The organism is Flavobacterium sp. AC267 (assembly GCF_979258715.1).
The window spans coordinates 560,758-575,205 of sequence record NZ_OZ409875.1 but is presented as its reverse complement, the minus strand read 5'-3'; the positions used below and the strand labels follow the sequence as shown (position 1 = coordinate 575,205).

At 31.8% G+C, this 14,448-nt stretch carries 10 protein-coding genes and 3 pseudogenes; 8 read left to right on the top strand and 5 right to left on the bottom strand.

The window, feature by feature from the left end; all coding sequences use genetic code 11:
• Window positions 1-170: 170 nt before the first annotated feature.
• Together ACZZ95_RS03110 and ACZZ95_RS03105 are read right to left on the bottom strand one after the other, a co-directional pair.
• Window positions 171-698 (bottom strand): STM3941 family protein, encoded by a 528-nt coding sequence (locus ACZZ95_RS03110; protein ID WP_463467975.1) that lies wholly within the window; start codon window positions 696-698, stop codon window positions 171-173.
• A 40-nt stretch (window positions 699-738) separates the two neighbouring features.
• Window positions 739-3,104, bottom strand: a pseudogene (locus ACZZ95_RS03105) (efflux RND transporter permease subunit).
• Between the two features lie 219 nt (window positions 3,105-3,323).
• Between ACZZ95_RS03105 and ACZZ95_RS03100 the strand changes: the two are divergent.
• From ACZZ95_RS03100 to ACZZ95_RS03090, 3 genes and pseudogenes are all read left to right on the top strand, one after another.
• On the top strand, window positions 3,324-4,085 hold the full coding sequence (locus ACZZ95_RS03100; RefSeq protein WP_463467974.1) for a sensor histidine kinase: 762 nt from the start codon (window positions 3,324-3,326) through the stop codon (window positions 4,083-4,085).
• Window positions 4,069-4,692, top strand: a complete 624-nt coding sequence (locus ACZZ95_RS03095; RefSeq protein ID WP_463467973.1) for a LytR/AlgR family response regulator transcription factor — start codon at window positions 4,069-4,071, stop codon at window positions 4,690-4,692. Before ACZZ95_RS03100 ends, ACZZ95_RS03095 begins: the two co-directional genes overlap by 17 nt.
• A 189-nt stretch (window positions 4,693-4,881) precedes the next feature.
• Window positions 4,882-7,153 (top strand): annotated as a pseudogene (locus ACZZ95_RS03090) (cation:proton antiporter).
• Between the two features lie 388 nt (window positions 7,154-7,541).
• On the opposite strand, the gene ACZZ95_RS03085 reads toward ACZZ95_RS03090, so the two are convergent.
• The 3 genes from ACZZ95_RS03085 to pyrH all read right to left on the bottom strand — a co-directional run bounded on the left by ACZZ95_RS03085 (window position 7,542) and on the right by pyrH (window position 11,508).
• Window positions 7,542-10,037, bottom strand: coding sequence for a DUF5686 family protein (locus ACZZ95_RS03085; protein ID WP_463467972.1), 2,496 nt, complete (start codon window positions 10,035-10,037; stop codon window positions 7,542-7,544).
• A 120-nt stretch (window positions 10,038-10,157) separates the two neighbouring features.
• Complete coding sequence (gene frr, locus ACZZ95_RS03080; protein WP_463467971.1) at window positions 10,158-10,721, bottom strand: ribosome recycling factor; 564 nt, start codon at window positions 10,719-10,721, stop codon at window positions 10,158-10,160.
• A gap of 79 nt (window positions 10,722-10,800) precedes the next feature.
• Window positions 10,801-11,508: a UMP kinase gene (gene pyrH / locus ACZZ95_RS03075; RefSeq protein ID WP_463467970.1), complete on the bottom strand. Its 708-nt coding sequence runs from the start codon at window positions 11,506-11,508 to the stop codon at window positions 10,801-10,803.
• A 153-nt stretch (window positions 11,509-11,661) separates the two neighbouring features.
• Here pyrH and ACZZ95_RS03070 point away from each other — a divergent pair, with 153 nt between their 5' ends.
• The 5 genes and pseudogenes from ACZZ95_RS03070 to ACZZ95_RS03050 all read left to right on the top strand — a co-directional run bounded on the left by ACZZ95_RS03070 (window position 11,662) and on the right by ACZZ95_RS03050 (window position 14,120).
• Window positions 11,662-12,180, top strand: coding sequence for a hypothetical protein (locus tag ACZZ95_RS03070; protein WP_463467969.1), 519 nt, complete (start codon window positions 11,662-11,664; stop codon window positions 12,178-12,180).
• A 17-nt stretch (window positions 12,181-12,197) separates the two neighbouring features.
• Window positions 12,198-12,347, top strand: coding sequence for a hypothetical protein (locus tag ACZZ95_RS03065; RefSeq protein ID WP_463467968.1), 150 nt, complete (start codon window positions 12,198-12,200; stop codon window positions 12,345-12,347).
• A 297-nt stretch (window positions 12,348-12,644) separates the two neighbouring features.
• A complete protein-coding gene (locus ACZZ95_RS03060; protein WP_463467967.1) occupies window positions 12,645-12,893 on the top strand; it encodes a hypothetical protein in 249 nt (82 codons plus the stop codon).
• Window positions 12,890-13,300 (top strand): hypothetical protein, encoded by a 411-nt coding sequence (locus tag ACZZ95_RS03055; RefSeq protein WP_463467966.1) that lies wholly within the window; start codon window positions 12,890-12,892, stop codon window positions 13,298-13,300. Before ACZZ95_RS03060 ends, ACZZ95_RS03055 begins: the two co-directional genes overlap by 4 nt.
• 201 nt (window positions 13,301-13,501) lie before the next feature.
• A pseudogene (locus ACZZ95_RS03050) lies at window positions 13,502-14,120 on the top strand (thioredoxin family protein).
• Window positions 14,121-14,448: the final 328 nt, after the last annotated feature.

The window sequence follows — 14,448 nt, the reverse complement described above, 5'->3', positions numbered from 1 at the left end:
TCGGTTTCAAAAGAAATAATTTTACTGAGATTTAGTATTTCTCTCATTTTTGTCATTTCGACGAAGGAGAAATCTCCGCAAGTAGCTCCGTCTAGTATTTCCTAGCTTTGGGGAATATGTTGCGGAGATTTCTCCTTCGTCGAAATGATAAAATGGTTTTATTCCTTATGCTAATTTTTGTATTTCTTAAGACTCTCATTTAATACTTTCATAAGTTCGGCATGATTTATTTGCATTGAAACTGCTGAAAGACAAAAAGGTGAACCGTAATTATTTAAATTAAATTGTATTAGTTTTTTTCTTATTTGATTAGTTTCAATTTCAATCCAATAATCAGGATTGTTAACTTTAATAAGCACCATTTTTTGACTTTGAATTTTTAGTTCAAAAAATCCTTCAATATTTTTCCAATTTATAAATTCTGTTGAATTCTTTTTCGGATTAACATTAATTCCATTTTTATCAATAATTAGAAAAAGTTTGTTTTTTACTAATTGCTTAATTGAAATATACGCTCCTAAACCGAAAAATAAAACGGAAATAATTCCAATCCCTTTTAAGAAAATTGGACTTCCTCTATAGCTTGCTAAATTTTCAGCATCCTTAAACATCCAAATTCCTCCAATGATAAATAGAAGAGAGCCAATTAATAATAAAAACGTATTTTTCTTACTTGAATAAATTTCGATTTTTTTCATTGCTTTTTAATTCGCGCCAATTCGTGTCAAATAAAAACCTTTATTTCTCCAAATTCTCCAGTTCCTCTTTTTTAGTTTTCTTTTTCTCAAAAGTCAGAACCAGCGAAGGCAGAACAACTAAATTAGCAAACATTGCAAACACCAAAGTACAAGAAATTAATCCTCCCAATGCGATTGTACCGCTGAAACTTGATAATGTAAAAGTTGCAAAACCTAAAATCAAAACAATAGAAGTATAAAAAGTACTGACTCCAGTTTCTCTTAAAGCGCTGAAAACCGATTTTTTGACTTTTCCACGGTTTTGAATCAGGTCATGTTTGTATTTTGCCATAAACTGAATCGCATTATCAACCGAAATTCCGAAAGCGATACTAAATACCAAAATCGTAGAAGGTTTTAACGGAATTCCAAAATAGCCCATTAATCCAGAAGTAATACAAAGCGGCAAAATATTCGTAATCAAAGAAGTCGCTACCATTTTAAAGGAACGGAATAAGTACAACATCAAAATAGCAATCGTTAAAATCGCAAAAAGCAATGATTCAATTAAATTATGCGCCAAATAAGTAGTTCCTTTCTGGAAAACTAACGCTTTTCCGGTAACGGTAACTTCAAAACGATCTTTCGGGAAAATTTCATCAATTTTTTTGTGAAGTTTTCCTTCTACTTTTGCCATTTCATCTGTTCCAATATCTTTCATGAAAGTTGTGATTCGAGCGTATTGTCCAGTCGAATCAACGTAGGCTTTCATTAAATTTTCTTTGCTGTTTTTGGTAGCGTTTTTAGCATAACTCAAAATAAAAGTCTGTTCCTGCGAAGTCGGTAATTGGTAATATTCTGGATTTCCGTTGTAGAAAGCCTGTTTAGAATATTTAACCAAATTCACAATCGAAACTGGTTTTGCCAATTCAGGAATTTCTTGAATTGTATTTTGCAATTCGTCCATTTTACGAATAGTCGACGCTTTCATAACACCTTTTTTCTTTTTGGTGTCAATCATGATTTCCAACGGCATTACTCCGTTAAATTCTTTTTCGTAAAATAAAATATCTTTAAAGAAAGAAGCACTTTTTGGCATTTCGCCAATCAAACTTCCCGAAACTTTCATTTGTCTTACACCATTGATACTAATAATAAAAAGGATTGCGTAAATCGTGTAAACAATTGATTTTTTGCTCTTAATTATATTGGCAACTACATTTAATAGAGTTGAAATATAAGTTTTATCTAAATGGTATAAATGTTTTGCTTTTGGCGTGGCATGAAACTGTAAATAATCGGCACAATAAAAAGTGTCAAAGTATAAACAGAAAGCACATTAATTGAAGTTACCAATCCGAATTCAAAAAGCAATTCGTTACCCGTAATCATAAGCGTTGCAAAACCAATGGCGACCGTAAGATTGGTCATTAAAGTCGAAGATCCGATTTTAGAAATAACACGCTGTAAAGCTTTTGCCTGATTATTGTGCAATTTGATTTCCTGCTGGTATTTATTGATCAGGAAAATACAGTTGGTAATACCGATTACGATAATCAGCGGTGGAATAATAGCCGTTAAAATCGTGATTTTATAACCAAATAATCCAAGTGTCCCAAAAGACCAAGTTACGCCGACAATCAAAATACAAATCGAAATAAACGTCGCTCTAAACGAACGGAAAAAGAAAAAGAAAATTAGAGAAACCGTAAATAAAGAAGCTCCAATAAACAATCCAATTTCGCCTTTCATATTATCCGCATTGATTGTTCGGATGTATGGCATTCCAGAAACTTTCAAATCAATTCCGGTTGTTTTTTCGAATTTATCGATTTTCGGAACTAAATTTTGAAGTATAAAAGTTTTTCTTTCAGCCGTATTTACTAGTTTTTTATTGATATAAACCGCAGAACGAACACTTCCGCTTTCTTTATTGAATAAAAGCCCTTCGTAAAAAGGCAGATTATGGAATAAATCGTACTGAATGTTTTTTAAATAAGCTGGATCAAGTGCTTTCTTTTGGTCGATAAACGGAGTTAAAACGAATTTTTCGTTAACCGTATCTTTTTCCAGTTTTTTCAAATCATTTAAGGAAACAACCAAATCGACTTCCTTTGATTTTTTTAAGCCAGTCATTAATTCATTCCAAGCCGCATAATTTTTTGGAGTAAAGAATTTAGGATCTTTAAAACCAATTACGACAAGGTTTCCTTCTTCACCAAATTTGTCTAGGAATTTCTGATATTCTTTATTTGCAATATGATCTTTAGGAAGCAGGTTTGCTTCAGTATAAGTCATAGAAAGGTTTCTCCACTGCAAAGCAAGGAAAACAGTTAAAACTGCTAATATTATTAAAATAGTTATTCTGTTTTTAAGTATGATACGGGCTAATTTTTCCCAAAATCCAACTTGAATCGCGTTTTTCATAAAATCTTTAAAAATGGTTGCAAATGTAGTGAAAAGTGCTCGAAATCATAATCAATCGCCTGTATTTTACTTAATGTTAACACAATATTTGAAAGTTTTTGGTTTGTGATATATTTCTTTCTTTTGACTGTTTAGTTAGCGACTTTTCTCATATTTGCAGTAATTTTATAATGAAGAAAAATAACCGCTTCATTCGCATCAAACCAAAAACTATTGCAAATGCAGGATAACAACACCATAACGTATATTTTTTTAGCGATTCTTTTATTGCTGGTTATCATAATTTGTTTTATGATTTATCAATTACTGCAAGCAAAAAAAGCAAAAGATGATGCCGAAAGGAGTTTTTATGCGCTTGAAGTTAAGGTCAATGATCTGCAGTTGGAAAACTTAGAATCTAAACTAAATCCGCATTTGTTTAAGAATATTTTAAATTCGATTCAGTCGCACGCTTATCAAACTTATTTTGCCTTAGATAAATTGGCCAATGTTCTGGATTATATTTTATATGAAAGCAAGAAGAAATTTGTAACGGCAAAAGAAGAAATTGATTTTGCGCTGAATTTAATCGAAATCAATAAAATTAAAATCAGTCCGCTTTTTGAATTAAAAATCAAAACCAATATTAACAAAGAAGACAAATTATACGATCAGCCGTTACTGGCACCGCTGATTTCGATTGATTTGATTGAAAATGCTTTTAAACACGCCGATCTTCAAAGTGCGGATGCTTTTATTTCGGTTGTTTTCGAGTTTAAAGACAATGCTTTTTTTATGACGGTTTCGAATAAAATCTCCGATAAAAAAGTGTTGAAAAAGGAGCGAAGCGGTTTTGGTCACGCGACTCTGGAACATCGTCTGAGAATCATTTATAAGAATAACTTCAAACTCGATAAGTTTATAGAAAACGACGTTTATATTGCTCATCTAAAAATTGATTTACTTGAATACAAAACTGAAATGCTTGCTTCTGGACGATGAACTTCCAGGATTAACCTACCTAAAAATGCTCTGCGAACAAATTCCGGAACTGGAAATTGTAAAAACATATAACAATCCAGAAAAACTTTTGAATGATATTTCGATTCTGGATTTCGATTTGTTGATTTCGGATATTGAAATGCCTGGAATTGACGGGCTTCATCTTGCTGAAAAACTTCAGGATAAAATGGTTATTTTTTGTACAGCTTATAAAGAATATGCCGCCGAAGCATTTAATATTGATGCCGTCGATTATATTACAAAACCTGTAAAACTGGAACGCTTGCAAAAAGCGGTTTCAAAAGCTTTTGAACGCTTTGAGAAAACAGATACAGCTAAAAAATTCATTCAGCTCAATACAGACAAAGGAAAAACATTGTTATATTTTAATAAAATTGAGTTGATAAAAACTGCCCCAAGTGACAGCCGTGATAAAACAGTCCTGCTTACTGATGGAAGTTTTTTGAATCTAAAAAACGTTAAATTTGATACGCTTTTAAACGAACTTCCAGAAGCCGATTTCTGCCGTATCAACAAAAAAGAAATTGTTGCCGTAAAAGCGATAAAGTTCTTTAATCATAACGAAATTGTGCTTGCATCATCTTGAGGAAAACAATAAAAATACGACTTTGATTCTAAGCGAAACCTATCGTTCGGACTTTTTGAAAAAGGTGAAATTATAACTTATTACAAAGTTTTTCGGACTTATTACATAGATTGAAAATTAGCTCCAAATTTACTTTTTCACTTGAACCTCAGTTCTGATATTTGCCGCAATAAATTAAAAGAACGAGTTATGAATAACATTAAAAACTCTTTATTCTACGTAACTATTATTGGAGGTTTTACCGCTCTGATATATTGGGTAATTTCAAAAGGCGCGACGACTTGAAGTGGGGCGAAATATCGTTAAGAAAAAAATCGAAAGTAACCACTGGAATGATTTCCTTCATTCTATGGTTGACAATTTACAGCATCCATTAGCAATTTTATTGGCTCAGATTGTTACTATTATTTTAGTAGCACGTTTGTTCGGATGGTTTTTTAGAAAAATCGGGCGACCATCTGTAATTGGCGAAATGATTGCCGGAATTGTTTTAGGACCATCTTTGGTCGGAATGTATTTCCCAGAATTTTCGGCGACCTTGTTTCCAAAAGAATCTTTAGGAAATTTACAATTTTTAAGCCAAATCGGTTTAATCCTTTTTATGTTTGTTATTGGGATGGAACTGGATTTAAAAGTACTGAAAAATAAAGCGCACGACGCTGTTGTTATCAGCCACGCCAGTATCGTTATTCCATTTGCTTTAGGATTAACTTTAGCTTATTTTATCTATCATACTTTTGCGCCAATTGGAGTTGAGTTTTCTTCTTTTGGCTTGTTTATGGGAATTGCCATGAGTATTACCGCATTTCCAGTCTTGGCAAGAATTGTTCAAGAACGCGGCTTACAGAAAACGAGATTAGGTACAATTGCAATAACTTGTCTGCCGCAGATGATATTACAGCTTGGTGTATTCTGGCGGTTGTAATTGCGATTGTAAAAGCGGGGTCATTTACAAGTTCCTTATACGTTATTGGTCTGGCAATTTTATATGTAATTATAATGTTGAAAATCGTTCGTCCGTTCCTAAAACGTGTCGGAGATTTAAATTCGACAAGAGAAAGTTTAAATAAGCCGGTTGTTGCGATCTTTTTTATCACACTTTTAATCTCAGCGTATGCTTGCAGAGTTAATCGGAATTCATGCTTTGTTTGGTGCTTTCTTAGCGGGAGCAATTATGCCGGAAAACAATAAATTCAGGAATATATTTATAGAAAAAGTAGAGGACGTTTCTATTATCGTTTTATTACCTTTATTCTTTGTCTTCACAGGTTTACGTACACAAATCGGATTGCTTAATGATCCTTATTTGTGGAAAATTACAGGTTTGATTATTGCAGTTGCCGTTGTTGGAAAATTCTTTGGAAGCGCATTGGCGACAAAGTTTGTCGGACAAAATTGGAAAGACAGTTTAGCAATTGGTGCTTTGATGAATACGCGTGGTTTAATGGAACTTGTTGTTTTAAATATTGGTTACGATCTTGGAGTTCTTTCTACAGAGATTTTTACCATGATGGTAATTATGGCTTTGGTTACAACATTTATGACTGGTCCGGCTTTAGATTTTATCGGATTTATTTTTAAAGATAAAATAACAAGTGTGCCGCAGGAAATTGGCAGTAAAAGTAAATACAAGATTCTGCTTTCGTTTGCAACTCCAGAAAGAGGGAAGAAGCTTTTGAAAATTGCAAACAGCTTGGTTAAAAAACAGCCCGATAATTCGATTGTAACAGCATTGCATTTGTCATTAAGTACAGAAATACACTCATTTGATGTTAAAGATCATGAACGTAAAATGCTTGTTCCAGTTGTAGAAGAATCAAACCGTTTAAATCAAAATATCGTGACTCTTTTTAAAGTTTCTAATGATATTGATACCGATATTATCGATTCTGCCAATCAAGGAGAATATGATTTATTATTGGTTGGTTTAGGACAATCCATTTTTGACGGAACGCTTCTTGGAAAAATTCTCGGTTTTACAACCCGAATCGTAAATCCAGATCGTTTGATTGATAAATTTACAGGAAAAGAAGGTTTGTTTGAAAATAATCCTTTCGATGAAAGAACGCGTCATATTATTGCCAAAACGAGAATGCCGGTTGGTATTTTTATCGATAAAGATTTAGAAGAAGTAAATCAGGTATTTATGCCTATTTTTAGTAAAGAAGATTCTTTTTTAATTGAATATGCTAAAAAGCTGATCAATAATAATGGTTCGCAGATTACGGTTCTTGATGCCAGCGGAGAAGTAAAAAATACTCGCGAAATGCAGGAAACGATTCGTTCAATTGAGCAGATTGCACCCAACCATATTATGATTATGAATGATCGAACACTCAAAAAAGAATTTTTAGACGGACAAAACTTAATGATTATTAGTTTAGACAGCTGGAAAAAATTAATTGAATCTCAAAGTATCTGGTTGAACAATACACCTTCAGTTTTGATTTTGAAACCATAAAAATTTTTAAATTCCAATATTTTTTAAATTCCAAATTCCAATTTTTATGATTGGGATTTGGGATTTTTTTTTACGATTAAACTGCGCACAGCTTCTTTGTCAAAGTTTAAAACTTTGACAAAGGTTTTCGTTCTGAATTCGCATGTTTTTTGTTTCCAATTCAGTATCGTAACCACAATTTTGTCTTTTCGATCCCGAGGCTTCGGGAGAGAAATCACAGTAGAAGTTCCTTTTAATAAAAAGATCAATCATTGTAGAATCCCGCGTGTGATCCTTCGTTTCTCAGGATTGACAAACATGACGTTGTAATTGGAATTTGGAACTTAGAGTTTGAAATTTAAACTTAATTAGTTTTGGAATTTGGAATTTAAAAAGCTGGGAATTTAATTTACAATCCCAAGTCAAGTACATAAGAAATCTTAACCGCTATATTATCCTCAAATTTCAATAATTGATTTGGGCCATAACGGTAGAATCCGCCAAGGCCGAAACCTTTGTAGATTTTATTCAATTCAATTCCTGATTCAAAGAAACCTTTATCGAGTGTTTTGTAAGCAGGTCCGACGTGCTGTTCGGGATTTTCCATATTTCCCCATGCCATTCTCGTTACTAAAACTAACGAAGGACGAACTTTTTTCATGATTCTAATACGGTCAAAACCATGTTTGATCTGAAACATTAAATATTGACTAGAGAAAAACTCATTAAAATACATGGTTTCAAAAGCATTTCTTCCCGCAAAAGTAATACGCTGAATAATAGTTTCTTTGGTCAAATTATTTGGAGAAGTATTATACAAATGCGTTATCGGAACATCTCCAATTGCATAACCCGCTTGTAAAAGTAAACTGGTCTTCTGACGGTTAAGATATTGTTTTTCGTATTCTGCTTTAAAATCTATTTTGCTAAAAGTAAAATCGTTGCCCAGAACATTTGGTAAAGACTGCGTGTATTGAAAAGTAAATCTCGGAAATCTTTTATCGCTTTCATTTCTTCCAGTTGGAGTTTGCATAAACTCGCTGAAAGGCGCCCATACAATAGAAAGCATGGCCGTGGTCATGACATAATTCGAATATAAATTTCCGTTTAAATTAAAAAGATAATCAAATTTTGGTTCAATATAATTTCGAGAAAATTCTAAAACAGCCTCAGTTTTTGGGATAAACTTGGTCTGGATATTACCTCTCCATCCTGAATATTCATAAAAAGTACTAATGTTAATTGGCCTTGGATCATAAATCTTAAATACGCGTTTGTCTACGCTGAAAACCGTACTTGCAATTTCGCGCACGTCATCTGCATAATAACCATTAAACCATGTATTGGTATATTTATCTAATAAAACGCCGGCGCCAAGACTGTATTTAAAAACACCGTCTTTTGTTCCGTAAGCGGTATAACTTTCAAGTCGGAAGTTTTTAGATAAACGGTCATTTGTAATACCGCCTAAACCGATGCGAAATCCCTCGTAATTATTAAAACTTATAATCTTCTTTAAGTCCAAATCAACAGGGCCGACAGGATAAAAGCCATTAATGATTTTTCGGCCAATTCCTAAACGCTTTTCAATTCTGTTGCTCACAGAAAGGCTGTCTAGTGATAAATAGGTTTTTTGGCTTCTTAAATCAAGATTTTCCTTTCGATAAGCTTCCCAGAAGTTTTCTGGTTTTTTTGTCGCATCGTCATTAATTTCGATATAAAGCGAAGGGTTTTTTATTTGATTATTTGTGTTGACACGAATATCAAAACTATTACTTTCTGAAAGTAAATAGGTAAAATCAGAAGCGACTTTTTTTCTTGGTTCAAAATTATCTTCAACATCACCGTCAAATTGAATGGTACCGCCTAGAATCCTAATGTCATCATCGTTTTTTCCTTTTACAATTTTAAATGTCGTATTGCTTTGAAACCAAATTTTTTCTTTCGGAATATATTCAAATTCGTGAATCCCGCTGATATCCAAAACACCTTTTATTCGCATTACCGCTTTGGCAACAGCAAAATTTTCTTTGTCAATATACAATACGCCCTCGAGGCCGGATGATTTTCGTTTTAGTTTATTTTTAAAATAAATCATATACGTATCACGTCCTTTAATGTTTACCGTATCTAACAGCTTATAATTATAACTCGAAGGAGCCTGATTCGAAATTGGGTTTTCGTATTTCGTTTCAAACAATTCGTATTTCGGATTATAAATGGAAATCGACTGAAGATTAAAAGCAAGGACTTCATAAATGGGCTGTTTGAAACCTGCGATTTTGGTACCAAGAACAGTCTCTTTTAATTTGTTATTTCCAAATTGATACTGCGAAACTTTCTCGGTCTGGAATAAATGCTGTTTGCTTACAATCTCTTTAAACTTATAATCAGAAGAATCAATATTGATGATTTTTTTATCAAGATTTTTATAAGTCGCAGAAGAATCAATACGACCTTCAATAGAGTCGGGATTGGCAGTTACAATAAGTTTGTTGTACGTTTTGTATTCAAAATTATTGAGCTTTTTCTGAGGATCATTTAATGATTTACTGGCAATAACTTTTCTAATTATCGTTAAAGCGGGGTTTTCGTTAGAAACAACAACTTCTTTTAAATCATCTGTCTGCTGTGCAAGCGAAACCGAATAAAAAGTTTTATTAGTGATTAACGCAATAGTTTTAGTTTGAAAACCAACATACGATACCGTCAAGGTTGTAGCCGATGTGCTGATTTTGAAAATAAATTTGCCATCAACATCTGTGATAGTGTTGTTGTTTTCTGAGGTAGTAATAGTGGCAAACGGCAGCGGTCTGTTGTTTGAATCGGTTACGATTCCGTTTATTTGAAATTGCGCTTGAATAGTAAGCGTAAAAAACAAAGTCAAAAAACAAAATAGCTTCATACAGAATGATATAGTTTCAAAAACGAAAAGAATTAAATTTTCGTATGCAAAAATAACAATAAAAAAATCCGTCTGGTACTATTAACCAAACGGATTTTTTATTTTATCTCGAATCTCTGATTACACTTTCATGATTTCAGCTTCTTTTTGAACTAATAATTCATCGATTTTTTTGATGAATGCGTTTGTTAAGTTCTGAACTTCTTCTTCAGCAGATTTACAAACATCTTCAGAAGTTCCTTCTTTTTCTAATTTTTTGATATCAGTATTAGCATCTTTACGAGAATTACGAATACCAATTTTAGCATCTTCAGCTTCAGATTTTGCTTGTTTAGCCAAATCACGACGACGCTCTTCTGTTAATGGCGGTACGCTGATAATAATCACATCTCCATTATTCATCGGGTTAAAACCGATGTTAGCAATCATGATTGCTTTTTCAATTGCTTGCGGCATATTTTTTTCAAATGGCTGTAATGTAATTGTTCTAGCATCTGGAACACTGATTTTAGATACTTGCGAAAGCGGCGTTGCAGATCCGTAATAATCTACAAAAACACCTCCAAGCATAGCTGGAGAAGCTTTTCCTGCACGAATATTAAGAAATTCTTTCTCTAAGTGTGCAATAGTACCATTCATTGATTCCTCAGTACTTTCTAAAATAAAATCTATTTCTTCCGTCATTGTTTTTTTTAGTTTTCAGTTTTCATTCTCAGTTTTCAGTTAAAGTCTTAATTGTGTGACTGTAAACTGTTACTGATGACTATATATTTACTACAGTTCCTATGTTTTCGCCTTCGCAGATTTTCAACAAGTTTCCAATTTTATTCATATCAAAAACTACGATTGGCAATTTGTTTTCCTGGCTTAAAGTAAATGCAGTAGTGTCCATTACATTTAATCCTTTTTTGATTACGTCGTCAAACGAAATAAAATCAAATTTAACTGCAGATGAATTTTTTTCAGGATCACAGTCATAAACTCCGTCAACGCGAGTTCCTTTTAAGATAACATCGGCATTGATTTCAATTCCTCTTAAAACGGCGACAGTATCTGTTGTAAAATATGGATTTCCAGTTCCGGCTCCAAAAATTACGATTCTTCCTTTTTCTAAGTGGCGGTCTGCTCTTCTTTTAATGTATGGTTCTGCAATAGATTCCATTTTTAAAGCAGTCTGCAAACGCGTTTTCATTCCTTTGTCTTCAAGAGCGCCTTGTAAAGCCATTCCGTTGATTACAGTTGCAAGCATTCCCATGTAATCACCTTGAACTCTATCCATTCCAGAACTTGCTCCAGCAACTCCTCTAAATATATTTCCTCCTCCAATAACAATTGCAATCTCTACTCCTTTACTGTGAATCTGCTTAATTTCATCAGCATATTCGGCTAATCTTTTTGGGTCTATACCGTATTGTAAATCACCCATTAGCGCTTCGCCGCTAAGTTTTAGAAGAATTCTTTTATATTTCATGTGTGTGTCGCGTTAATTTGTGCAAATATAGACATATTCTGATTTTTAAAAATAATGTTTGCAAAATAATTTTAGAGGAACTGTTTTAATTAAAATTTTTTAAATTTGTAAGAAATTACTTTTTTAAAGCCAAATGATTTAAAAATATTATAGATGAATTTTATAAATGAATATAATAAGATTAAAGAAAACAATTTCATTAATAGTCTTACGGAAGAAAGTTTATCTAATTTAATTAATGGATTATGTAAATATTGGTTTGAGAATAATAAAGAAAAAGGAGATTCAAAATTTGCAATTACAGCATGGTATTCTTTCGAATATCATATTTGGAGATTAGGAGAAGATTTGAGGCTTATTTTAAAGAAGAAAAAGAGCTTTAAAAAATCAATATTAATTCAAAATAAAATTATTGATATTCTGAAGAATGATAAATATGGCAAAGGAAGGCAAACCTTTGCATTATTGATTGGCGAATTAAAATGTGATTTAATGAAAGATGATATAAAAATGCTTTTGAATGATAGAGATGTTTATGGTCATTTAATCATCTCTTTAAGGAAATTAAAAATGAAAGGTTTTGAAGAAAAAATGAAAGAAATTATAAATTCTGAGAAAGGATGGATAAGAGCTGAAGCTAAAAAGTATTTGGATAAGTCTGCTTTTTGGTAAATTAATGTTTAAACAAGATGAAAGAACAAAATAATTCGGAAAACTTAAAAGAAATTCAAGATGCATATTTTGGTACAGCGTATCAATATCTAAAAAAAGAATCTCATAAAGATTTAAAAGAAAAATTAAACTCAATTGATTCAAGTTATATTCTTTTAGGATATTAGGGCCTTTTTATTATCAAGATATTAAGGAAGAAATTGATTTTCTTTTTGAGAAGATTGTTGAATTATCAATAGATGGAAATCCAACACAAATTATTTTAGCCAGAAAAATAATTTATTCAATTGATAGAAATGTTCTTAATGAAAAATTGAGAAAAGCTATTCATAATATAAATAATGAAATAAGTACAGAAGAAAACTCTTCTTATTTGTCTAGAAATATAGATGACTTGTTATTTCTCTAGGATTTATGACTTAATTGTTTAATTTAAAATATAATCAATGAAAATAACAGAGGCAATGAATACATATGACATTGCATTATTTACAATTAAAAATAAAGGATTCGAAGTGTCGTTGGAAATGAATGATTCAAAAGATAAAATACTTTTTTGGATAGCAAAAAATGATGATATATCTATTTCTGCTTTTACTCCATTATCTCTTCTAGGATTAGTTCAGATTACTGAGAAATATGGCGAGAATTGGAATTCTCTCGAAACAGGAAATATATATGATGAAATTTTAAATTCGGAACCATTAAAATGATGATTGATACAAAATTTGCTTTGGAGTTTTTGCAAAAGCACCAACCGATGCCTTCTGATGAAAATTTATCGGAAGAATTAATAGCAACTTATGATGAAGTGAGAAAATATTTTATGACAGTAAAAGACAAGAGATGTATAAAATTATTTTTGAATTCTTTTGGGTATATCAATGGTTTTGGCGTCTATCAATTAGTAGATGATGTAATACTTCAGTTTACAATTGAAGATGTTGTGAATGATTTGAAAGACGGATTAAAAAGCGAATATGTAAGTGTGCGTTATTGGTGTGCATTAATCTCAGCTAATTATCCTTGTTTGGAACTTATCTTTTCCTTAGAAAAATTATTATATGAAAGTAATTTGTCTTCTGAAGATGAATTTGATTTAAAATCCGCAAGACATTAATAAGTTTAAGTTTGTTTCAATTTCCTGAAACAATAAAAGTTTTTAAATCCTATATAGATAAAGAAAATAACGAAGAATTGTTGAGTGAAGCAAAAACTTTTCTTTGTGAACTGGAAAATTCAGAATTTCTTTGATATGACAAATGTCATTTTCTCCATCTTTCTAAATTTCGTATTTTTATATATCCTAAAAATTGAAAATATGAAAAGCATCGTAGCCAAAGCATTATTCAATACTCATTCTTATGCTGAATACCGAAAATTAGTAACCGATTTATTATCTGAAGGAAAGTCAACTGGAAACGAACAATCGGAGAGTTTGACGAATTATTCCAAATTAAATGAAGTCAGAATGAACAGGCTGGAAAAGACCATAAAAATTTCTGAACCTATTATCGAAAAACTTCAAAAATTAGACAATCATTACATTTGGCTGGTTTTGTCTGAAGGCTGGTGCGGCGATGCGACTCAGATTCTTCCAATTTTAGATAAAATGGCTTTGGCTTCGAATAAAAAAGTGGATCTGCGCATTGCGCTTAGAGATCAAAACGACGATTTAATGAATCAATATTTGACAAATGGCGGAAGAGCAATTCCCAAAGTAATTGTTATTTGTAAAGAAGCCGGAATTGTGCGTGCAGATTGGGGGCCAAGACCAAAAGGCGCTGACCGAATTAATGGCAAATCATAAAAGGGATGTTGGGCCAATTAATGAAAAAATAAAAACCGATTTACAATTATGGTATTTGGCCGATAAAGGAATCTCCGTTCAGGAAGAATTGCTTGAAATTATGGAGAATATAAAATATAATCGATTGTGATTTTGGTTAATCTGTTGATAAACAAATATTTTGGTTGATAAAATTATCTTAAAGTGTTTTTATTTTACTTCAAAAGTTGTAACTTAGTAAATATAATCCCACTTCTATTATAACTTTCTGATTTACTCTTTTTACTGGTGTCTATTTATTGTCTAACATTAAAAAATACACTATTATGAAAAAGTTATTTGAAAGATTCTATGATTTCTTTTCTCAATTTTTATTTGGAGGAAAAAATGTGCCTCACTATTAACTCAAAAAAATACGTATGAGATAATTGTACTATTTATTTAGGAGCCGGCACATTACTATTTTAAAAATTGTAATG